At 65.0% G+C, this 21,688-nt stretch carries 21 protein-coding genes; 8 read left to right on the forward strand and 13 right to left on the reverse strand.

The features are described 5' to 3' along the window. Entirely contained in the window at window positions 1-729 is a 729-nt protein-coding gene (locus tag ACVILH_RS04110; protein ID WP_456711745.1) for a glutathione S-transferase family protein, read from the reverse strand. Between the two features lie 218 nt (window positions 730-947). Here ACVILH_RS04110 and ACVILH_RS04115 point away from each other — a divergent pair, with 218 nt between their 5' ends. Both ACVILH_RS04115 and ACVILH_RS04120 read left to right on the forward strand, forming a co-directional pair. Next, window positions 948-1,646: a helix-turn-helix transcriptional regulator gene (locus ACVILH_RS04115; protein WP_456711746.1), complete on the forward strand. Its 699-nt coding sequence runs from the start codon at window positions 948-950 to the stop codon at window positions 1,644-1,646. Beyond that, window positions 1,639-1,959 carry a YkgJ family cysteine cluster protein gene (locus ACVILH_RS04120; protein ID WP_456711747.1) on the forward strand — a complete coding sequence of 107 codons (321 nt, stop codon included), beginning with the start codon at window positions 1,639-1,641 and terminating at the stop codon, window positions 1,957-1,959. Before ACVILH_RS04115 ends, ACVILH_RS04120 begins: the two co-directional genes overlap by 8 nt. A gap of 6 nt (window positions 1,960-1,965) precedes the next feature. On the opposite strand, the gene ACVILH_RS04125 is transcribed toward ACVILH_RS04120, so the two are convergent. The 4 genes from ACVILH_RS04125 to ACVILH_RS04140 all read right to left on the reverse strand — a co-directional run bounded on the left by ACVILH_RS04125 (window position 1,966) and on the right by ACVILH_RS04140 (window position 4,677). Then, entirely contained in the window at window positions 1,966-2,358 is a 393-nt protein-coding gene (locus ACVILH_RS04125) for a hypothetical protein (RefSeq protein WP_456711748.1), read from the reverse strand. A gap of 114 nt (window positions 2,359-2,472) precedes the next feature. Continuing rightward, on the reverse strand, window positions 2,473-2,823 hold the full coding sequence (locus tag ACVILH_RS04130; protein WP_456716864.1) for a DUF3307 domain-containing protein: 351 nt from the start codon (window positions 2,821-2,823) through the stop codon (window positions 2,473-2,475). A 286-nt stretch (window positions 2,824-3,109) separates the two neighbouring features. After that, the gene (locus ACVILH_RS04135) at window positions 3,110-3,991 is read right to left on the reverse strand and encodes a DUF6537 domain-containing protein (protein WP_456711749.1); all 882 of its coding nucleotides are present in this window, start codon (window positions 3,989-3,991) and stop codon (window positions 3,110-3,112) included. Between the two features lie 20 nt (window positions 3,992-4,011). Beyond that, window positions 4,012-4,677 carry a Crp/Fnr family transcriptional regulator gene (locus ACVILH_RS04140; RefSeq protein ID WP_456711750.1) on the reverse strand — a complete coding sequence of 222 codons (666 nt, stop codon included), beginning with the start codon at window positions 4,675-4,677 and terminating at the stop codon, window positions 4,012-4,014. 313 nt (window positions 4,678-4,990) lie between these two features. Between ACVILH_RS04140 and ACVILH_RS04145 the strand changes: the two genes are divergently transcribed. From ACVILH_RS04145 to ACVILH_RS04160, 4 genes are all read left to right on the forward strand, one after another. Further along, a complete protein-coding gene (locus ACVILH_RS04145; RefSeq protein ID WP_456716865.1) occupies window positions 4,991-6,112 on the forward strand; it encodes a cyclic nucleotide-gated ion channel in 1,122 nt (373 codons plus the stop codon). Beyond that, window positions 6,109-6,900, forward strand: a complete 792-nt coding sequence (locus ACVILH_RS04150; protein ID WP_456711751.1) for an enoyl-CoA hydratase/isomerase family protein — start codon at window positions 6,109-6,111, stop codon at window positions 6,898-6,900. The genes ACVILH_RS04145 and ACVILH_RS04150 overlap by 4 nt, the downstream gene beginning before the upstream one ends. Before the next feature lie 157 nt (window positions 6,901-7,057). Further along, window positions 7,058-7,792, forward strand: coding sequence for a LuxR family transcriptional regulator (locus ACVILH_RS04155; protein WP_456716866.1), 735 nt, complete (start codon window positions 7,058-7,060; stop codon window positions 7,790-7,792). Window positions 7,793-7,874: 82 nt separating this feature from the next. Continuing rightward, on the forward strand, window positions 7,875-8,558 hold the full coding sequence (locus tag ACVILH_RS04160) for an acyl-homoserine-lactone synthase (RefSeq protein WP_006611329.1): 684 nt from the start codon (window positions 7,875-7,877) through the stop codon (window positions 8,556-8,558). 561 nt (window positions 8,559-9,119) lie between these two features. Here the strand turns inward: ACVILH_RS04160 and ACVILH_RS04165 are convergent. From ACVILH_RS04165 to ACVILH_RS04200, 8 genes are all read right to left on the reverse strand, one after another. After that, the gene (locus tag ACVILH_RS04165) at window positions 9,120-9,767 is read right to left on the reverse strand and encodes a nitroreductase (protein WP_456716867.1); all 648 of its coding nucleotides are present in this window, start codon (window positions 9,765-9,767) and stop codon (window positions 9,120-9,122) included. 191 nt (window positions 9,768-9,958) lie between these two features. Next, the gene (locus tag ACVILH_RS04170; protein ID WP_456711752.1) at window positions 9,959-11,206 is read right to left on the reverse strand and encodes an acyl-CoA dehydrogenase; all 1,248 of its coding nucleotides are present in this window, start codon (window positions 11,204-11,206) and stop codon (window positions 9,959-9,961) included. 301 nt (window positions 11,207-11,507) lie between these two features. Continuing rightward, window positions 11,508-12,752 (reverse strand): acyl-CoA dehydrogenase, encoded by a 1,245-nt coding sequence (locus ACVILH_RS04175; protein ID WP_456711753.1) that lies wholly within the window; start codon window positions 12,750-12,752, stop codon window positions 11,508-11,510. Window positions 12,753-12,906: 154 nt separating this feature from the next. Continuing rightward, complete coding sequence (locus tag ACVILH_RS04180; protein ID WP_456711754.1) at window positions 12,907-14,034, reverse strand: acyl-CoA dehydrogenase family protein; 1,128 nt, start codon at window positions 14,032-14,034, stop codon at window positions 12,907-12,909. A gap of 157 nt (window positions 14,035-14,191) precedes the next feature. After that, a complete protein-coding gene (locus ACVILH_RS04185; RefSeq protein ID WP_456711755.1) occupies window positions 14,192-16,060 on the reverse strand; it encodes an AMP-binding protein in 1,869 nt (622 codons plus the stop codon). Between the two features lie 41 nt (window positions 16,061-16,101). Further along, the gene (locus ACVILH_RS04190; protein WP_456711756.1) at window positions 16,102-16,908 is read right to left on the reverse strand and encodes an enoyl-CoA hydratase/isomerase family protein; all 807 of its coding nucleotides are present in this window, start codon (window positions 16,906-16,908) and stop codon (window positions 16,102-16,104) included. Window positions 16,909-17,063: 155 nt separating this feature from the next. After that, a complete protein-coding gene (locus tag ACVILH_RS04195) occupies window positions 17,064-17,822 on the reverse strand; it encodes an SDR family NAD(P)-dependent oxidoreductase (RefSeq protein WP_456711757.1) in 759 nt (252 codons plus the stop codon). 80 nt (window positions 17,823-17,902) lie between these two features. Further along, window positions 17,903-18,562 (reverse strand): TetR family transcriptional regulator, encoded by a 660-nt coding sequence (locus tag ACVILH_RS04200; protein ID WP_456716868.1) that lies wholly within the window; start codon window positions 18,560-18,562, stop codon window positions 17,903-17,905. Window positions 18,563-18,716: 154 nt separating this feature from the next. Here ACVILH_RS04200 and ACVILH_RS04205 point away from each other — a divergent pair, with 154 nt between their 5' ends. Together ACVILH_RS04205 and ACVILH_RS04210 are read left to right on the forward strand one after the other, a co-directional pair. Further along, window positions 18,717-19,889: an acetyl-CoA C-acetyltransferase gene (locus ACVILH_RS04205; protein ID WP_456711758.1), complete on the forward strand. Its 1,173-nt coding sequence runs from the start codon at window positions 18,717-18,719 to the stop codon at window positions 19,887-19,889. 173 nt (window positions 19,890-20,062) lie between these two features. After that, entirely contained in the window at window positions 20,063-21,598 is a 1,536-nt protein-coding gene (locus ACVILH_RS04210) for an acyl-CoA synthetase (protein ID WP_456711759.1), read from the forward strand. Window positions 21,599-21,688: the final 90 nt, after the last annotated feature.

The following is a 21,688-nucleotide window of genomic DNA, read 5'->3' on the forward strand; positions in this document are numbered from 1 at the left end:
TCAGGCGGCCTCCGCCGCCCTGCCCCACTCGAACTCCGGGAAATACGTGGCCATCAAGCGATCGACGTAGGCCACCAGGTTGACGAACTCTTCGGTGCGACGGCGCAGCTCGGACTCGAAGAACGGCGTGAGGATGCCGGCGATGACGGCGAAAGCGGTCGCGTCGGTGCCGCACGGGCGGTCGCCCATCAGATAGGTCCGCTCGCCGAGCTGCACCGACAGCGCGCGCAGCGAGCGTGCGGCGAGATCGATGTCCTCGTCGGGCGCATGGCGGCCGAGCCCGGAGATCAAATAGTTTTCGGCGACGCGGAACTGCGCGTCCTCGCGCAGCTTCTCGCGGCGATCGGCCGGCGCGCCGTCGAAGAAATGCGACGGCCCCTTGGCGAAGTTGACGGGATCGACCCAGCGCGCGCCGACCAGAGCGAAATACAGATGATGCTCGATCATGCGCTCGAGCGCCCAGGCCTGCGCCCGCGCGCGCACATCGAGACCGGCATCGAAGTCGAAGCCGTATTTGCGCTCGATGTGAGCGCGGATGAAGGTGGAGTCCGCAATCAGCGCGCCGCCGTCATCGATGAAGGGCAATTGCCCCTTCGGCGAGGCCGGCGGCATCGCCCGCTGCTTCCGATAGGCGAGGCCTGCCATCTTCAGCTGCACCTCCGTCTTGGTGACGAAGGGGCTGATCTCCGGCAGGCCGAAGCCCGCGCCCAAACCAAACAGCGTGATCATGACAGCACTCCCGACTTCCTGAGCAGTCGGCGGAGGCTACGCAGATGCTGCTGCCACCATGGTGTCAGCAGCGGCAGTAGCGTGGTGGCAAGGCCAAGGCCATAAAACATCATCATCGACATCACCCCTTCAATCCTGTTGTTGGCCCGGTATAAGGACGGGCTGCTGCCAACATCGTGTCAGCAGCGGCGGGGTGATCGCTTCCGCGGGGACACACCATGAGACGCGCCGACCGGCTGTTCCAGATCATCCAGGTGCTGAGACGCACGCGCCGGCCGTTGACCGCGGATGCGATCGCGGCCGAGCTGGAGACGTCGAAGCGCACGATCTATCGCGACATCGCCACCCTGATCGGCCAGCGCGTGCCGATCCGCGGCGAGGCCGGCATGGGCTACATCCTGGAGAAGGGCTTCGATCTGCCGCCATTGATGCTGACGCCGGACGAGATCGAGGCGGCTGTGCTCGGCGCACAATGGGTGTCGGTCAACGCCGATCCGGTGCTCGCCCGCGCGGCGGAGGATCTGATGGCCAAGATCGCCGACACGGTGCCGGAACGCTTGCGGCCGTTCGTGCTGGAGCCGGCCAGCCGGGCGCCGCGGCCCTGGACCCGCGAGCCCGACCGCATCGACATGTCGCGCACACGCTCGCAGATTCACGAGGGCCGCAAGATCAAGCTACGCTATCGCGACGAGCACGGCCGCGAGAGCGAGCGCGTGATCTGGCCGATCGCGATCGGCTATCACGATGCGGTCCGCATCCTCGCCGCCTGGTGCGAGCTGCGCCGCGACTTTCGTAGCTTCAGAACGGACCGCGTGGTCGAAGCGGACTATCTGGACGACAAATATCCCGAGCGCCGCGAAGCGCTGCGGGCGAAATGGCGGCGCAGCCTGGTCTGGGAGGTTCCCAAGGATGTCTGAGCCGTTGTCTGACGTAACGGACAACAGTCCCTGTCAAAGCTGCGGCGCATGCTGCGGCTATTCGTCGAACTGGCCGCGCTTCACGATCGAGGAGGATGAGGCGCTGGATCTGATTCCGGCCGAGCTGGTCAATGAGCGGCTGTCCGGGATGCGCTGCGAGAACGACCGTTGCTGCGCGTTGGACGGCGAGATCGGGCGCGCCGTCGCTTGCCGGATCTACGCTATTCGCCCCGAAGTATGCCGGATCTGCGTGCCGGGCGATGATGAGTGCGCGATGGCCCGGCGCAAGTTCGGCTTGCCGGCGCTGCCGTGAGCGGGCTCAGGCGGTGACGGGCGCGAGGTCATCGTCGAGATCGTCATCCAGCGGCGCCACGGCCGACAGCGGCTTGGTCGACAACGAGATCGGCTTTTTGCTGGACAGCGGGCTGACCCGCCCGCTCTTGCTGCCGCGGGACTGCGCGTAGAGCGCGGTGCCGACGCGACCGCCGAACTGCAACAGATCGTGCTCGGTGCAGGTGGAGGCGATCGCCAGCGCAAGTGAATGCAGATGGGTGCGCCGGTAGCAGAACAGTGCGAGCATCGCCCGGACGTCGGCGGAGACGCTCTCGACCAATGCAGGCAATCCGTTTTCATCGGCGCGGTACAGCGCGCCGAGAAGCTCCTCGCCGACCGGGCAGGCATCGCTGTCGAAGGCACTACGGCTTGGAAGCATCGGCTGATCCTCTTGTATGAAGGATGCAACGCGAATCGCTAACGCGGGGTTAACCATGTTGAAGAGCGGGCACAACGCCGGCCGGCAGCTCCGGCGCGGTTCCCTGCACGGCTCTCAGCCGTTCGCCGCCATGAAGATCGAGAGTCCGAAACCGGTGAGGTGATGCAGCGCCTGGTCGACGCCGATCAGGGTCCAGAACCAGGGATGCTCGATGGTCATGCCGAAGCGCGACGAGCAGATGCCCTTGATGCGATCGATGGTGATGTGAATGGCGAAGTCGATCGCGGCGACGAACCAGAATTTCGGCGCGACGATCAGGATCAGCACCAGGGCCACCGCAAAATGAATCAGGCAATGCACCAGCAGCGGCAGCGCCCAGCCTTTCCGCTGGTCCTTACCATAGGCCATCCAGGCGTTCTGCAGCACGAAGTCGCCAATGATGTGCTTGAAGGTGAGCAGCAGCATCCAGCCGACCAGCGCACCAACCGGAACCTGCGACGACAAAGCGGGAAAAGACAAAGCTGACGCTCTCGCTACGACTAACCCTTGGACGCACCGGGAACTGGAGGCGTTCAGCGCAATCTGATGAGAATACCCGGCCAATTCGACGCGTATGCGACGCTTATGACATCTCTGCCGGCGAATTGCACGCGAAAGGGAACCTCAAAGCGCACTCTGCTACCCTTCCCACACTTTCCGCGAGAGGTAAGGTTACCTGCCGAGCTGCCGATTTGCGGCGCTCAGCAGTGACTCACTCCGCCGCGTTGCTGCTCGGCGCCGGCTGCGCCCGCGCACGGATCTGCGCAATCGTTCGCTTCAGTGCGCCCTGCCCGGGTTCCGCCAGCGCCACCGCGCGGGCCTCGGTGATCGCGGCGGCGAGATCGGAGATCGGCAGCACGCCGTCGAAGGTCGGCTTGGCGAGGCCGTCGATGATGGCATGCCAATCCGCGAGCCCCTGGCGGTAGGCGTCGCCCTGCCCCTGGATCATCGTCGCCGTCTCGATCACGGCGTGCGCCGCCGCGGGCTGCTTGTCGAGCGCGCGCGCGATCATGTGCAGCCACCGCTCCACCCAGGCCCGCTCCTCGGCGTAGCGCACCGACTGCAGCCGCCAGCGCCGCAGCCCGGCCATCAGCTTCAGGCGACGCACCGCAAAGCGCGACCGGACGGAGAAACGGACCTTGATCCGGCGGCGGCCGAGCCAGCCGATCTGCTCGAATCCCGTCATCATCGAATCGGCGATCGCCTGCGGCAGCGCGCCGAGCAGCTCGTCGAGCCGAAACCGCCTGACGTCGTCGGTCTCCCGGCCGCCCGGCCTGCGCCCGCGCTCGAGGCTCATCAGTCGAAGCTGAGCGATCCGGATCAGGTCCTCATAGGCCATGCGCGCAGCAAGGTGCTGCGCGATCTCGCACAGCATGGCGGCATCGACGTCCGGTCTGCGCACGAACCGCTTGATGCGATCGACATAGAGCTGCGCATAGCTCGCGCCCTGGTACTCCGTCAGGAGATGAATGCCATCGCTCACCGCCTCGGCTGCGGCCTCCGACAGGCCCTCCGGCAAAAAAGGCGGTTCACCCTCATGGTCGCCGATGACATCGGCGAACAGGTAGCGGAGCGAGGACCGGACGCTTTCCACTGGGCTCCAGGCTCCCCGGATCAGGCCGATTTGGCGATGGGCGCAGCGGCTGTCTGCTGCGCCAGCCGCCGCTCGAGCGTCTCGATGTTCTGGAACAGCCGGGCGCTGGCGAGGCGCAGGAAGTAGAACGCGAAGGCCGGGTTCTGGACGTAGAGCTGCTCGACCTGATCGTAGGACACCGACAGGATCAGCCCGCCCTCGACGCATTCCAAGGTCTGTGTGCGCGTATTGGACGGCGAGATCATGCCGAACTCGCCGACGATGGCGCCGACCGGCAGCTCGATGCCCGATTCGACCAGGCGGAAGCGGCCGCTGACGATGTAATACATGCTGTCGGCCTTCTCGTCCTTGTAGAACAGCACCTCGCCCGGACCGCATTTGCGCTCGGTCATGAACGGCTTCAGCCATTCCATGGAGAGATCGCTGTTGACCGACTGCTTCACGTCGCGGACCAGCTGCAGCATCTGGTGCAGGCGGTAGCTGTTCAGCGGCAGCAGCACGCCGTGCAGGATCAGGACGGGATAATTGTGCATCGGGATGGCGGTCGCGATCAGCACGATGTTGGTGAGGATGGCGAACACCCTCAGCGGAATCATCGTCCGCATCGACAGCGTGGCGACCACGAAGATCGATGCGAAGAGGCTGCCGGCGGCGCCTGCATGTTCGACCAGGTGTGAGGTATCCATCGGGATCAACCAGACTTTGGGGATGCAAGGTTCAGCGGACGCCGAGGTCCGAGCCTTGCATCAGCTAGTTTCTTGCCTCGGCTAGTTTAGCGTGTCTACGCCGCCTTCTGCTATACGGCCAACAGACGACGTTTGAACCGGTATTCGAGCCGAGACCTGAAAATTCCCAGATCGAAGCCGCCTCCCATGCGCGCCCGTTCACGAGCTTTCGCCGCCGCGCGCGCGGCATCGTTGACGCGTGTTCCCCGCTCAGGGCAGTTTGGCGCCGCCGCACTCCCAGCGGCTTGGAAACAGTGACGGGCTCCCGCCTCCAATGACCAAACCGCAGTCCATGCCCGCCCTGGCCGCATTCATTGAGGCGACGGCCGGACGAAACATGACCGCGGCCGCCAATATGGCCGTGCTGCTCGGCATCAGCGGCGTGGTGTTGTCGACGGTCGACCCGGTCTTCGCGGCCGTAGGCGTATGGATCCTCGCCCTGTTATGGGCCTGCCTTGGCTTCTTCGTCGTCGAATGGACGATCCGGGTTCAGCGGGCGATGAGAACACGCCGGCTTGCCGGCTACCTCATCTTCGGCGGCGGCCTGCTCGATGCGGTCTGCGCCCTGGCCGTCCCGGTCGCGCTGCTCTCCGGGGTCCCGGCGCGGACGGCCTGGCTGTGGGGAGCTGCGTGGGTCCTCAAGGTCATTCCGGGCGTCCCCGGCCTGCGCCGGCTGCGCCGGGTGATGGTGGTCGAAGCGCGGCCATTGCTGTCGGTGCTGGTGCTGTTCCTCCTGGTCTTGTTTCTCGGCTCGGTCGCCGAATATGCGCTCGAGCACGATGCGCAGCCGGCGACCTTCGGCACCATTCCCTCGGCGATGTGGTGGGCCGTGGTCACCCTTACCACCACCGGCTATGGCGACGTCGTGCCGATCACGCCGCTGGGGCGGCTCGTGGCCGCCATGGTGATGATCTCGGGCCTCGGCGTGTTCGGCCTGTGGACCGGTATCCTGGCCACCAGCTTCGCCGCCGAGACCCGCCGCGAGAACTTCCTGAAGACGTGGGAATTGGTCGGACGGGTGCCGTTCTTCGCCACCCTCGGACCGGCGACGATCGCCGACGTCACCGAGATGCTCCGCGCCATCGACCTGCCGCCCCGCATCACCATCATCCGCAAGGGAACGCCGGGCGACTGCATGTATTTCATCGCCGCCGGCGAGGTCGAGGTCGAGCTGCCCGGCAAGAAGGTGCGGCTGGGCGAAGGCGCGTTCTTCGGCGAGATGGCGCTGCTCGGCAACAGCCTGCGCTCGGCCAACATCACCACGACCACGCTGTCCAAGCTGCTGGTCCTCGACCTCGTCGATTTTCGCGTGCTGATGGCGCGACACCCCGACCTGGTGCAGAGCATCGACGCCGAAGCACAGCGCCGCGCCCTCGAGAACGAGAACAGGACATGACGAACCGGATCACCCCCGCTGACGATGCGCCGAGCCCGCCGCTTCTCAGCATCGAGGGCCCGCGCGCCACCATCCGGCTCAACCGTCCGCGCCATCTCAACCGGCTGCAACCGGAGGATCTGGGCGCACTGATGGGCTTGTTCGATCGGGTCGAGGCAGACGCCAGTTTGCGTGTGCTGGTGCTGACCGGAACAGGCCGGGCCTTCAGCGCCGGCTTTGACCTCGGCTCGATCGGCGGCGCCGAGACGAGCCCGGCCGGCGGCGCGGGGCCGTCCTTCGAAGCGGTCGCGGACCGGCTCGAAGACCTGGCCCTGCCGACCATCTGCCGGATCAATGGCGGGATCTATGGCGGGTCGACCGACCTCGCGCTGGCGTGCGATTTCCGCATCGGCGTCGAGACGGCCGAGATGTTCATGCCCGCCGCGCGACTCGGCCTGCATTACTACCCCGGCGGCATCAAGCGCTACGTCTCCCGGCTCGGCGTCGACAATGCCAAGCGCCTGTTCCTCACCGCCGAGAAGATCGGCGCGGCCGAGATGCTGCGCATCGGCTATCTCACCAGCATGGTCGCGGCCGACGCGCTCGATGCCGAGGTGGACCGATTAGCAACGCAGCTCGCCGGCAATGCGCCTGCCGCCATGCGCGGCATGAAGCGCGCGATCAACGAGTTTGCCCGCGGGGCGCTGGACGATGCGGCGGCTCGTCGCAGACATCAGGACAGCCTCAGCGGCGACGAGATCCGCGAAGGAATGAGATCGTTTGCAGAAAAGCGAGCGCCGCGGTTTTGAGCGCAATGAGTGGTTTTTTCAGCGTTATTTTGCATACATCCCGCTGTATCCAGCCGGTGTGCCGACACACGTTGGACGAACTATCGACTTAAACTTCCAATTTGCGGTTGACAGCCTTTTGTCCGTAGCTAGCTTGGCTTTGGGCGGAGACTTTCACATGCAAGTGATAGATGCGTATTGGGGACGCCGGGCTCTGGACTATGTCGACGCGATCGAAGCGTCGGAGACCAGCGCCAGCGTGCTCTCCCAATTCGAGAAGATGATCGGTGACCTGGGCTTCCATGCCTACATCATGGCTGGCGTGCCGGCGACCGGCCAATCGCTGCAGCAGACCATCCTGGCCAATGGCTGGCCCCGGGAGTGGTTCGACTTGTATGCGCGAGAGCAGTTTCACCGCTACGATCCAATCCCGCGGCACTGCCTCTCGACCTTGAATCCATTCGCCTGGTCGGAAGTTCCCTATGACCGGAACGAAGAGCCGGGCGCCCATCGGGTGATGACGCGGGCTCGCGATTTCCGATTGCGCGAAGGCTTCTGCGTGCCGATCCATTACGACGACGCGGTCGGCGCAGTGAGCCTCGCCGGCGAGGAGCCCAACCTCGCGCCCGATGCCCGCGGCGCGCTGCATCTCATCAGCATCTTCACCCATTCGAGGCTGCGCGCATTGGCGCGCGCGGCGGCGAGCGGCCAGGGTCGACGCCTGTCGCGCATGGAGGCCGAGGTGCTGTGCTGGGCCGCACGCGGCAAGACGGCCTGGGAGACCGCGCGCATCCTCGGCGTCTCCGAACGCAACGTGCGTTGGCACCTCGAAGAGGCCCAGCGCAAGCTCGCCACCAAGAACAAGACTGCGACGGTTGCCACCGCTCTTGTCAACGGCGAGATCTCGATCTGATCTGGCGTTTTTGCCACTGGATCAAGTCGAGCACATCAGCAATCTGCAAACCCCAAGTTGCTTCAGACGACCGGGGGTTTCGATGCCTGAGATTCATGTCGTTCGAAAAGATAATCGCGCGCTCTACGAAAAATATTTCGATCCTTATTACCGGCTGCGTCACGATATTTACGTCAAGCAGCGCAAGTGGATGGACCTCGACCGCCCGGACGGACGCGAGATTGACCAGTTCGATACCGAGGATGCGGTCTACCTGTTCTGCATCGACAACGGCCAGTTGATCGGCGCGATGCGCGCGGTGCCCACGCTGCTGCCGACGCTGATGAGCGAGATCTTTCCCTATCTCAACCTGCGTGGACCGATCCAGCGGCCGGACGTTTACGAGCTGTCACGCATCTTCGTGATCCCCGAGCGCCGCGGCGAGCATGCCGGTCCGCGGGTCGACCTGCTGCTGCTGACCGCCATCATGGAGTACGGCATCTCGATCGGACTGACGGGCTTCTCGATCGTGCTCGAAACCTGGTGGCTGCCGCGGTTCGAAAAATGCGGCTGGAAGGCGCGGCCGCTGGGAGTCCCGCATATGATGGACGGGATGGCAGTGATGGCGGTGCTGGTCGATTGCGACGAGACGACGTGGAAATCGCTTTGCGCCCAGATCGGCCTGACACGCCCGACCTTGACGTGGCAGGGGCTCGAAGAGGTCAGCCGCCAGGCCCTGCCGGATATCTTTCTTCATCTTCCACCAGCCGTTCAGCCAGCGCAATGAGCTGCTCCCGGTGCCGCGTCAGCCTCAGCCTGTGGAACGCCTTCAAGAGGCGGTGACCAAGGAGCGTCGCCTCATCCACCTCGAGGGCGTAGAGGTTGGACGGCGTGTTCATGGAATCCATCGCTGACACTTCGGGTTTTGAACCGTGACTGAACCTTCAATCGAGAAGATCATCGAGCGTCTGCAATTCTGCATCGTCGACGCTCGGGCAATGCAACTCAAAATGTTAGAGAGGATTTTGTCAATATCATTGCTCGAAGCCCACGAGCTCAAGGAAAAATGCGCGCCCAAGGGGTCCGACAGCAGCCACTAGGACGGTGATGAACATCGCGCCAAATTGCCGCGCCGCGTGGCGCGCGTCAAACGCGAGTGCCGGGCCAAGGCCTTGATTTCCAGGGCAGCTTTCGCGGCGACCCCGCGGCCGCCGCAGCCCGTCTCCATCGGCGTTCAGCTGCGCGCAACACCGGCTTCGCAGCTTGGCCGCGATCGAAACATCCGATCAACACTTCTCGATCGCAGAGCTCGGCGCCTTGAATCTCGGCTTGGCGCTTCGCGATCGGTCTACTCGTCCACGAAGTGGACGGTCTCCGCAAGCGTGGCGCGACCGGTGCGATAGGAATTGGCCTTGTGGCCGAGATCGGCATAGCCGAACGAGATGCCGCAGACGACCTTGCGGTCGTCACCGAGGCCGAAATGCTGCCGCACCACATCGGCGTGAAAGGCGAGCGCGGCCTGCGGCACGGTGGCGACGCCCAGCGCCTGTGCGGCCAGCATGAAGCTCGTGACATAGCCGCCGCAATCGATCGCTCCATAGGTGCCGAGCGCCTCGTCGCTATGGATGATCGCCACATGCGGCGCGCCGAACAAATTGTAGTTCTCCAGCGCCTGCCGGGCATAGCCGGCCTTGTCGCCGCGCTCGATCCCGAGCGCGTTGTAGAGCTGAAAGCCGCTCTCCCTCCGGCGGTCGAGATAGACGCCCTTGTATTCACGCGGAAACGGAAAATCGCCCGAGGCCGGCTTGCCGCTCGATGCCGCAGCATACATGACTTTGCGGAAGGCTTCGGTCGCCGCACCCGAGGTGATCTCGACGCGCCACGGCTGGCTGTTGCACCAGGACGCGGTCTTCTGCGCAGCGGTGAGGATGCGCTCGATGGTCGCGCGCGGCACGGGCTCGGCTCGGAAGCTGCGGCAGGAGAAGCGCGCAGCCATGAGGTCTTCGAGCGTGGTGATGGGGTCGTCGCTCTGGGCAGCGCCCGATGCTGCGGTCATGGAGATCACTTTCAATTTGGCGCAATTGCGTCCCCTCGTGGTGAGGAGGCGCGGAGCGCCGTCTCGAACCATGAGGCCACAGTGGGCCTCATCCTTCGAGACGCTGCTGCGCAGCTCCTCAGGATGAGGGTCTAATTGCGTCCCTTGGTCGGAACCTTGTTGAACGGCACGTCCTTGTCCACGCGAATGTCACCCGGCAGGCCGAGCACGCGCTCGGCGATGATATTGCGCAGGATCTCGTCGGTGCCGCCGGCGATGCGCATCGAGGGCGCCGTCAGCAGCATTTGCTGGAACTGGCCCTGCGTCGTCTCTTCGTCGGCGCCGGTGAGCACGCCGGCGGCGCCTTCGAGGTCCATCGCGTAGCTCGCGATGTCCTGCAGCATGACGCCGGCGACCAGCTTGCCGATGGAGTTCTCAGGCCCGGGCCGGTCACCCTTGGACAGCGCCGAGATCGCGCGGTAGCTCGTGTACTTCAACCCGCTCGCCTTCACCGCCCACGACGCCAGCTTGGAGCGCGTGGCGCGATCGTCAATCGCGAGCCCGTTGTCGGTCATCAAGTTGGAGCAGAACTCGAACATCTCGGGGAAGCCAGTCGCGAGCCGCGCGCCGATCGACATGCGCTCGTTCATCAAGGTCGTCAGCGACACGTTCCAGCCGTCGCCGACCGCGCCGAGCCGCTGGGCGTCCGGGATCACCACATCCGTGAAATAGACCTCGTTGAACTCCTGCATGCCGTTGGCCTGCTTGATCGGACGGACCTCGACACCCGGGCTCTTCATGTCCAGGAAGAACATCGTGAGCCCCTTGTGCTTCGGCACATTGGGATCGGTGCGCGTGATCAAGAGGCCGTAGTCGGAGTAATGGGCGCCGGAGGTCCAGATCTTCTGGCCGTTGATCACCCAGTCGTCGCCGCGCTGCTCGGCGCGGGTGCGCAGGCCCGCGACATCCGAGCCGCCCGCGGGCTCGGAGAACAGCTGGCACCAGATCTCCTCGCCGGAGGCGAGTTTCGGCAGATAGCGCCGCTTATGCTCCTCGCTGCCATACGCCATCAGGGTCGGGCCGCACATGCCCTCGCCGATCTGGAACGGCTGCGTCAGCTTGCCGTAGACGCCCTCCTCCTGCTGCCAGATCACGCGCTCGATCGGCGAAGCTCCACGGCCGCCATACTCCTTCGGCCAGTGCAGACAGGCCCAGCCGGCATCGGACTTCTTCCTCTGCCAGGCCTTGCCGACATCGACGATGTCGGCATGCTTCAGCCGGATGCGCCCGAGCGAGGAGCTCGCGAGCTCTTCCTCCAACTCCCTGGGCGCGTTGGCCGCGACCCAGGCGCGCGCGGTCTCGCGGAAGGCGGCTTCCTGCGGGGTATCGTCGAAGTTCATGCCCTAGCCCTCACTTGATATGCGTAGGGCGGGTTAGCCGAACGCGTAACCCGCCACATCACTGGCATAGTTCAAGCCATCGGCGGGTTACGCTGCGCTAACCCGCCCTACGACTTTGTTGGATATATCTCCTCTCCATGAACACGCCGAATGGCGTGTTCATGGTCGGTGTGCAGGACCCTCTTGGGTGCCAGATCCTCATGGTGAGGAGGCGCCCCTTGGCGCCGTCTCGAACCATGAGGCCCGTGATGTCGGCCTCATCCTTCGAGACGCTGCTGCGCAGCTCCTCAGGATGAGGGTCTTAGGCGCGTCCCTTGGTCGGGACCTGATTGAACGGCAGGTCCTTGTCGACGCGGATGTCGCCGGGGAGGCCGAGCACACGCTCGGCGATGATGTTGCGCATGATCTCGTCGGTGCCGCCTTCGACGCGGGTGCCGGGCGCGCGCAGCAGCATCGCCTGGAATTTGCCGGCGGCCTCCGCCTCGGGGCCACTGAGCACGCCGGCGGCGCCCTGCAGATCGAGCGCGTAGGTCGCGACGTCCTGCACCATCGAACCGGCCACCAGCTTGCCGATCGAGTTCTCCGGGCCGGGACGCTCGCCCTTCGACAGCGCGGAGATCGCGCGCATGCTGGTGTATTTCAGCCCGCTCGCCTTCACCGCCCAGCTCGCCAGCTTGGAGCGCACGTTGCGGTCCTCGATCGCGGGACGGTCGTCGAGCATGATGTTGGAGCAGAAGTCGAACAGCTCGGGGAAGCCGGTGGCAACACCCGCGCCGATCGACATGCGCTCGTTCATCAAGGTGGTGAGCGCGACGTTCCAGCCGTCATTCACGGCGCCGAGCCGCTGCGAGTCGGGGATCACGACATCCGTGAAATAGACCTCGTTGAAATCCGAGTGACCGCTGGCCTGCTTGATCGGGCGGACCTCGACACCCGGGCTCTTCATATCCAGGAAGAACATGGTGAGGCCCTTGTGCTTCGGCACGGTCGGATCAGTGCGCGTCAGCAGGATGCCGTAGTCGGAGTAGTGTGCGCCGGAGGTCCAGATCTTCTGGCCGTTGATCACCCACTCGTCGCCGCGCTTCTCCGCGCGCGTACGCAATCCGGCGACATCCGAGCCGCCGGCCGGCTCGGAGAACAGCTGGCACCACACCTTCTCGCCGGAGGCCAGCGGCGGCAGATACTGCCGCTTATGCTCCTCGGAGGCGTAGGCCATCACGGTCGGGCCGCACATGCCGTGGCCGATGATGAACATCGCGGAGAGCTTGCCGAACGGCCCCTCCTCCTGTTGCCAGATCACGCGCTCGATCGGAGAGGCGCCGCGGCCGCCATACTCCCTCGGCCAGTGCAGGCAGGCCCAGCCGGCATCGGCCTTCTTCTTCTGCCAGGCCTTGGCAACGTCCAGAATGTTGGCGTTCTTCAGCGCGGTGCGGCCGAGCGAGGACGCGCGCAGCTCGTCCTCATACTGCTTCGGCGCATTGGCCGAAATCCACGCACGCGCCTCGGCGCGAAACGCGGCCTCCTGCGGGGTGTCATCGAAGTTCATGGGTCAAACCTCTCATCTCGTAGGGTGGGTAAAGGCGCGACGCGCCGTGCCCACCAATTCCAATACGCGGCTCCAATGGTGGGCACGCTTCCGCCTTCGCCCTTCGGGCTACGTCGGACAAGTCGCTTTGCCCACCCTACGAATTCATCGAACCTCACGCCGCGTTGCGCTTGCGCATGCGGTCGATCAGCTGATCCTCCCAATAGGACAGGCTGCCGAGGCCGAGCGCGAGCGCGTTGGCGCGGCGGTAGTACATGTGGCAGTCAAACTCCCAGGTGAAGCCCATGCCGCCATGGACCTGGATGTTGTTCTTGCCGCAATGCTGATAGGCCTGCGTCGCGCTGATGCGCGCCGAGGCCGCCGCCTCCGGCAGTTCCGGCGCATTGGTCGAGAGCGCCCAGGCGCCGTAGTACGCGTTCGAGCGCGCCAAGGTCGCCGAGACATACATGTCGGCCAGCATATGCTTCACCGCCTGGAACGAGCCGATCGGCCGGCCGAAGGCGATACGGTCGAGCGCGTAGTCGCGGCCCATCTCCAGCGCGCGATCGGAGCCGCCGACCTGCTCGAACGCCGTCAGCACCGCGGCGCGGTCGAGCACCTGGCTGATGATACTCCAGCCGTCGCCGGCGGCGCCGAGCGGCTCAGCCTTGCAGTTCGTGAAGGTGAGCTCGGCCTGGCCGCGGGTCGGATCGAGATTGGTCAGCGCCTTGGCCTCGACACCGCCGGCCTTGGCGTCGACCAGGAACAGCGAGATATCGCTGTCGCGGCCGGTCGAGGCCGTGCGCGCGGCGACGATGATGAGATCGGCGATGGCGCCGTCGGCCACCGGCTTCTTGGTGCCGTTGAGCACGCCGTTGCTAGCTTCGAGCTTGATCGCCTTCGGCGACGGATTGCCCGTGCCCTCGAACAAAGCGAGCGTACCGATCGTTTCGCCGCTCGCGATCTTCGGCAGCCAGGCCTGCTTCTGCGCATCGCTGCCGGCGAGCATCAGCGCTTCTGCGGCGAGATACACCGTCGACGAGAACGGCACCGGCGCCAGCGCGCGGCCGACCTCTTCTGCGATCACGCAGAGTTCGAGATGGCCGGCGCCCGCGCCGCCATATTCCTCGGGGATCGCGACGCCGAGGAAGCCCATCTCGGCAAAGCCCTTCCACAGCGCGCGGTCATAGGCCTCCTTGCCGTCGAGCACGACGCGCACGGCTTTCGGCGGGCACTTCTCGGCGAGGAATTTCCGCGCCTGGTCCCGCAGCTGTTTCTGATCGTCGGAGAAATCGAAGTTCATGGATGTCACTCGCCTTGGAAGTCGGATCAATACTTGCCGTCATTCCGGGGCGCGCGGAGCGCGAGCCCGGAATCCATACGCACGATCGTGGTTATGGATTCCGGGCCTGCGTGCTTCGCACGCATCCCGGAATGACGAATGGAAAGAGAGGGGCTCATCACAGCACGATCACGTCGCTGTCGGGCGTGGCGGCATAGAGCCGCTCGACCAGCGCGGCGCGGCGCTCGAGGCCGGCGCGCTGGTTGATGTAGCCCTTGTCGGTCAGCTCGTGGCCGTCGATCGACGGCGGCTCGGCCATCAGCATGGCGCGACCGATGCGCCGGCTGCTGGCGCCTTCGCACTCCTTGTTGTGCGCCTGGAGGCCGCGACGGACGCAATCGATCACTGCGGGATGCTTCACCACATCCTCGAACGTCGCTTCGGGGTTGCCGACCAGTTGACGGCAGGCGTGAAGGTTCGGCCATGCCAGCAGGCCGATGTATTCGCGGTCCTGCCCCGCCACCAGCGCATCATGGATCGCCGGCGTTGCCGCCGCGATCGCATCGGTGCGCAGCGAGCCGACATGCACGAAGGTGCCGGTCGTCAGCTTGAAATCCTCGACGACGCGGCCGGCGAAAATGATGCCCTGTACGGGATCGTTGGGATCGACGAACACGCCGGCATCGCCGATGCAGTAGAAGCCCTCCTCGTCGAACGCTTTCTTGGTCAGCTCGGGCTGGCCGAAATAGCCGGGCATGACGTTGATGCCGCGCAGCCGCAGCTCGTATTTGTCGCCGGTCGGCACCATCTTCAGCTCGACGCCAGGGAATGGCAGGCCGATCAGGCCGACGCGCTCGGTGTTCCAATAGGTGCCGGTCGAGGTCGGCGCGGTCTCGGTCGAGCCCCAGCCGGTGTAGAACACGATGCGCTCGCCGGTGGTCTTCACCGCCAGCGCCTGCATGCGCTCGTAAAGATCGTCCGGCAGCCGCGCGCCGCCATAAGCCATGATGCCCAGGTCCTTGAAGAAGGAGCGGCACAGCGCGTCATCCTTTTCCATCGCTGCGGCGAGCGCGGCGTAACCTGCGGGAACGTTGGCATAGTAGGTCGGCGACACCTCGCGGAGGTTCTTGATCGTCTCATCGAACATCCCGGGCATCGGCCGGCCGTCGTCGATATACAGCGTGCCGCCATCGATCAGCAGCGGATTGAACGCCGCATTGCCGCCCATGGTGTGATTCCACGGCATCCAGTCCAGCACCGTGGAGACCGGCGCATCGGGCGCACGCGGACGCGTCTGCATCATCATCGCCGCGTTGGCGCACATCATGCGCTGGGTGTTGATCACCGCCTTGGGCATGCCGGTGGAGCCGGAGGTGAACAGCAGCTTGCCCACGGTGTCGGGCGTGATCTGCGCGATCGAGGCATCAACGTCGTGGGTCGCGGGCGTCGCAGCGAGATCGGCGAAGCTGACGCTCGGAATGCCCTCGCAGGGACGCGCGACGTGAACGACGGTGACGCCGTCGAGATCGATCGCCCTCAGCGCCTTCTCGAAGGTCGGCCCGTCCTGCACCATGACGACGCCGGGCTTCACCAGGCCGAACAGATATTTCAGCTTGAGGTGATCGTGGCTCATCAGCGAATAGGCCGGCGATACCGGCGCCGCCGGGGAGCGGGCCTGCATCGCGGCGAACGTCATCAGCGCATGCTCGATCGAATTACCCGAGAGGATCGCGACCGGGCGGCCGTCGAGCTTCAGGTTGAGCAGGCCCTGCGTCAGCCCGTCGACGGTGCGCTTGGCCTCCGCATAGGACAGCCTGCGCCATTGTCGATGGGGGCCGGTGCGCTGCGCGAGCCAGGTTCGGGCCGGCGCCTCCTTGGCCCAACGGGCGAGCGGCGCGGCGAGATGCGGCTCATAGGCCTGCAGCGGAATGCGCGACTTGATGATGATAGCGCCATCGGCACGACGGTCCACGTCGATGTCGCGCGCCAGCCAGTTGACCTTGCGGAATGCCGGCTTCTCCAACACCTTCGCTGCCGTCCCGTCCATTTTGCGTCTCCCGAAATATCGTCCTTTGCGGATCTTGATATCTAGCGGTTGGTATAGACCGGCTTGCGCTTCTGGAGGAAGGCTTCAATGCCTTCCTTGAAATCTTCTGAGCGGCTGCACAGCACCTGATTGCGATCCTCCATCGCGATGACGGCCTCGATCGACGACGCATCGACGCTCATGTTGAGGCATTCCTTCGACAGCCGAAGTCCGACCGGCGAGGCTGTCATCATCGCATCGATGAAGGGAGCAGCCGCGCTCTCCAGCATGTCCTCTTCAACAATCTCCGACACCAGTCCGACCATCAGCGCGCGTTCGGCGCCGATGAAGCGTCCGGTGAGGATCAGTTCGGAGGCGACGGAGACGCCGACGAGGCGCGGCAAAAAGTAGCTGGTGCCGATGTCGCAGCCGCCGAGACCTAGCTTGATGAAGGCGCAGTTCATCCGTGCCGAACGCGTCGCGATGCGGATATCGGCCGCGAGCGCCAGCGCGAAGCCGCCGCCGGCCGCCGCGCCCTGCACCAGCGCGATGATCGGCTGCGGACAGCGCCGCATCAGCATCACGATGTCGGCAATGCGGCGCTGCGAGTCCAGGGACTCGGTGACGCTGGGCGGCTCGTTGACACCGCCACGACGCTGCATCGCGGCCTTGAGATCGAGGCCGGCGCAGAAGTTCTTGCCGGCGCCCTTGAGCACGACGACGCGCGTCGTGCGATTGCGCTGCAGGCTTTCGAAATAGGTGTTGAGCGCGTCGATCAGCGCCGGGTCGAGCGCATTCAGGCTCTCCGGGCGATTGAGCGTCACCCGGTCGACGCCGTTGTCATGCTCGATCAGCAGCGGTTGGGACATGGCGCGCTCTTTCCTCACCGTCATCCCGGCGAACGCCGGGATCCATAGCCACCGGCTTGATTGGTTAGAGCGCGGCGTCTGCCAGAGTGCGCCTCTCGCAGACGCCGCGGAGTATGGGTCCCGGCTCAAGGCCGGGACGACAGCGGAGTGTGCCGTCAGCGCGGGGCCATGCGGATGGCGCCGTCGAGGCGGATGGTTTCGCCGTTGAGCATCGGGTTCTCGACGATGTGGACGGCGAGGTTGCCGTATTCCGAGGCGTCGCCGAGGCGGGCGGGATGCGGCACCTGGGCGCCGAGGCTCTTGCGGGCCTCTTCGTTCAATCCCATCAGCAGCGGCGTCAGGAACAGGCCGGGCGCGATGGTGTTGACGCGGATCTTCTGGCTGGCGAGATCGCGCGCGGCCGGCAAGGTGAGGCCGACGACGCCGCCCTTCGACGCCGAATAGGCGATCTGGCCGATCTGGCCTTCATAGGCCGCGACGCTGGCGGTGTTGATCGCGACGCCGCGCTCCTCGCCGATCGGCTCGGCGGTGACCAGGCGCTCGGCGAACAGCCGCAGCACGTTGAAGGTGCCGATCAGGTTGACGTTGATGATGCGCGCGAACTTCGCCAGCGGATAGACGCCGTCCTTGCCGACGATACGCTGCGAGCCGCCGATGCCGGCGCAGTTCACCAGCACGCGGGCAATGCCATGCGCGGCCTCGGCCTTGGCGATGCCGGCCTTGACCTGCTCTTCATTGGTGACGTCGGCATGCAGGGCAACGCCGTTGAGCTCGGCGGCGACCTTCTCGGCATTCTCGAGGCTCTGATCGAGCACCGCGATCTTGGCGCCCTTGGCCGCCATCGCGCGCGCCGTGGCGGCGCCGAGACCCGAGCCACCGCCGGTGATGAGAACGGCAACGTTGTTCAACTGCATGGTTAAGTTTCCTCCCTGGTTTTTATTGGCGAATAGCGAATGGGGAGTAGCGAATAGAAAGAGGCCCTATTCGCTACTCCCTATTCGCCATTCGCCCGCTTCAATATCCCGCCGCAGATCAGCGCCTCCATGTGGGCGATGTACTGGCGGCAGACTTCGTCGGTCACCGGGCCGACGCCGATCGCGCGCGACATGGCGTGGCGGCCGAAGAACAGGTGATCGCAGGCGCCGATCAGGCTGGTGTAGAACAGCACGGGATCGACGGCGCGGAATTCGCCCTTGGCGATGCCCTCCTCGATCAGCCGGCGATGGAATTCCAGGAGCGGCGCGACGAAGAACTTCGACACCTCGTCGGCGGCCTCGGCGCTGCTCTCGTGCAGGAGATAATGGATCAGCCGGTTCATGTAGGGAAACCGGTGATAGGCGCGGATGATGCCGCTGATGTGCAGCTTCAGCTTGGCCGTCGGCGGCAGCGGCTGCGCCAAGAGATATTCGAGATTGGCGACCTCGGTGGCGGCGTCGCGCGCGAGCAGCGCCAGCAGCAGGCCGTCCTTGTTGCCGAAATGGTATTTGACCAGCGCGGCATTCGAGCCGGACTTCTGGGCGATGTCGCTGAGCGAGATCTCGATCGAGGACCGCTGGATCATCAGCTCGCTGGCGGCGTCCAGCAGCTTTTCCGCGGTGGCATTCCGCCCCACGGCAAGCTTTTCCGGCGCGCTGCTCTGCAGCTGAGGTCCCAAAACGGTGCCCACCTTGGACGTTTCCCACCTGATTGTTGGGCCCAGATAAGCCGAAGCAGGACTCGATCTCAAGAGTTAATTGATCGATTGACTAAAGCTCAATCGCGCATTTAAATCGGCGCCAATAACGAACCAAGTCTAGGGAGGAAACCTCATGGCGGAAGCCTATATCGTCGCGGCTGCACGCACGGCCGGCGGCCGCAAGGGCGGCCGTCTGGCCGGCTGGCATCCGGCTGATCTGGCGGCGAAGGTGCTGGACGCGCTGGTCGAGCGCTCCGGCGCCGCGCCGGACCAGGTCGAGGACGTGATCATGGGCTGCGTCATGCAGACCGGCGAGCAGTCCACCAACATCGCCCGCAACGCGGTGCTGGCCTCGAAGCTGCCGGAGAGCGTCCCGGGCACCTCGATCGACCGCCAGTGCGGCTCGTCGCAGCAGGCGCTGCATTTCGCCGCCCAGGCGGTGATGTCGGGCGCGATGGACGTCGTGATCGCCGCGGGCGTGGAGTCGATGACCCGCGTGCCGATGGGCCTGTCCTCGACCTTGCCGGCCAAGAACGGCTTCGGGCACTACAAGAGCCCGAGCATGGAGAGCCGTTATCCGGACATCCAGTTCAGCCAGTTCACCGGCGCGGAGATGATGGCGGAGAAGTACGGTCTCTCCAAGGACGAGCTCGACGAATACGCCTATCAGAGCCACCAGCGCGCGATCGCGGCGACGCAAGCAGGGCACTTCAAGGACGAGATCATCCCGCTGCAGATCACCCGCGCGGATGGTTCGACCGACACGCATCACATCGACGAGGGCATCCGCTTCGACGTCAGCCTCGACGGCATCAAGGGCGTCAAGCTGATCGCCGAGAACGGCAAGCTCACCGCGGCCTCCGCCAGCCAGATCTGCGACGGCGCCTCGGGCGTGATGGTCGTCAACGAGCGCGGCCTGAAGTCGCTCGGTGTCAAGCCGCTGGCGCGCGTGCATCACATGACCATGATGGGCGGCGATCCCGTGATCATGCTGGAAGCGCCGCTGCCGGCGACGCAACGCGCGCTGCAGAAGGCCGGCATGTCGATCGACGACATCGACCTCTACGAGGTCAACGAGGCCTTCGCCTCGGTGCCGACAGCCTGGCTGAAGACCACCGGCGCCGATCCGAGCCGCCTCAACGTCAATGGCGGCGCGATCGCGCTCGGCCATCCGCTCGGCGGCTCCGGCACCAAGCTGATGACGACTTTGCTCCACGCGCTGAAGCAGCGCAACAAGCGCTACGGCCTGCAGACCATGTGCGAAGGTGGCGGCATGGCAAATGTGACCATCGTCGAGCGGCTGTAACTCTCGTACCACCACGGGTGTCCTCCCGGCCTCGAGCCGGGACCCATAGCCACCGAATTGGAATATTGAGCGAGCTGGAGCCACAGCTCGCTCTCACCACAGGCCCCTGTGGTTATGGGTCCCGGCTCGAGGCCGGGACGACAGCTTTTTCCTGATTTAGCGGTGAGCCCATCATGACCCACCCGTCCATTTACGCCCAGAGCCATCCCGACAAGATCGCCTATCAGATGGCGGGGACCGGCAAGGCCATCACTTATCGCGAGCTCGACGAGCTTTCCAATCAAGGCGCCCAGCTGTTTCGTGCGCTGGGGCTGAAAGCCGGCGACCACATCGCCTTCCTGATGGAGAACCGGCTCGCCTTCATGGAGATCGCCTGGGCCGCGCAGCGCTCCGGCCTCTACTACACGGCGATCAGCCGCTATCTCACCAAGGACGAGATCGCCTACATCATCAAGGATTGCGGCGCCAAGGTCTTCATCACCTCGCCGAAATGCGCCGAGCAGGTCCGCGATCTCGTGACGGCGGACGGCCCGCTGTTCTTCATGGTCGACGAGCCCGAGCCGGGTTTTCGCTCCTGGGACAAGGAGGCCGGCGCGCAGCCGACGACGCCGATCGCCGACCAGGTCGCCGGCTACGACATGCTGTATTCGTCGGGCACCACCGGACGGCCGAAGGGCATCAAGAAGGACTTTGAAGGCAATCCGATCGACCAGCCCAACCCCTTCCTGCGCGTGCTCTGCGCCGACATGTGCGGCATGAATGCCGAGAGCATCTATCTGTCACCGGCGCCGCTGTATCATGCAGCTCCCTTGCGCTTCAACATGATGGCCATCGTGCTCGGCGGCACGTCGATCATCATGGAGCACTTCGACGCTGAGGATTTCCTGCGACTCGTCGAAAAATACAAGGTCACGCAGTCGCAGCTGGTGCCGACGATGTTCGTGCGCATGCTGAAGCTGCCGGAGGATGTGCGCAAGCGCTACGACGTCTCGACCTTGAAGGGCGCGATCCACGCCGCCGCCCCCTGCCCCGTCGACGTCAAGGCCAGGATGATCGAGTGGTGGGGGCCAATCCTGATCGAGTACTACGCCGGCTCCGAAGGCAACGGCGTCACCGTCTGCACCTCCAAGCAATGGCTGGAGCATCGCGGCAGCGTCGGCCGCGCCGTCGTCGGCAAGATCAAGATCCTCGGCGAGGACGATCAGGAGATGCCGACCGGCGAGATCGGGACGGTCTATTTCGCCGATGCGCCTGTTTTCTCCTACCATAACGATCCGGAGAAGACGAAGCGGGCCTACAACGCCAAGGGCTGGTCGACGCTCGGCGATGTCGGCTATCTCGACGCCGACGGCTTCCTCTATCTCACCGACCGCAAGTCCTACATGATCATCTCCGGCGGCGTGAACATCTATCCGCAGGAGACCGAGGACGTGCTGATCACGCATCCTGATGTCGCCGACGTCGCCGTGTTCGGCGTGCCGAACGAGGAGATGGGCGAGGAGGTCAAGGCTGTCGTGCAGCCGCACGACATGTCGCGCGCCGGCAAGGCGCTCGAGGAGCAGCTGATGCTGTTCTGCCGGCAGCATTTGTCGCCGATCAAATGCCCGCGCTCGATCGACTTCGAGCCGGAGCTGCCGCGCACACCGACCGGCAAGCTGGTGAAGCGGCACCTGCGCGAGCGCTATTGGCCGAAAAAGGGCGCGGCGTAGCTCCGCCCACGGTGTCGTCCCGGCCTCGAGCCGGGACCCATAGCCACCGTCTTCTGTTTTGCGAAGGCTGGAGCTGCCAGCAAGCCTCAC

The sequence above is a fragment of the Bradyrhizobium sp. USDA 4353 genome (genome assembly GCF_054063215.1).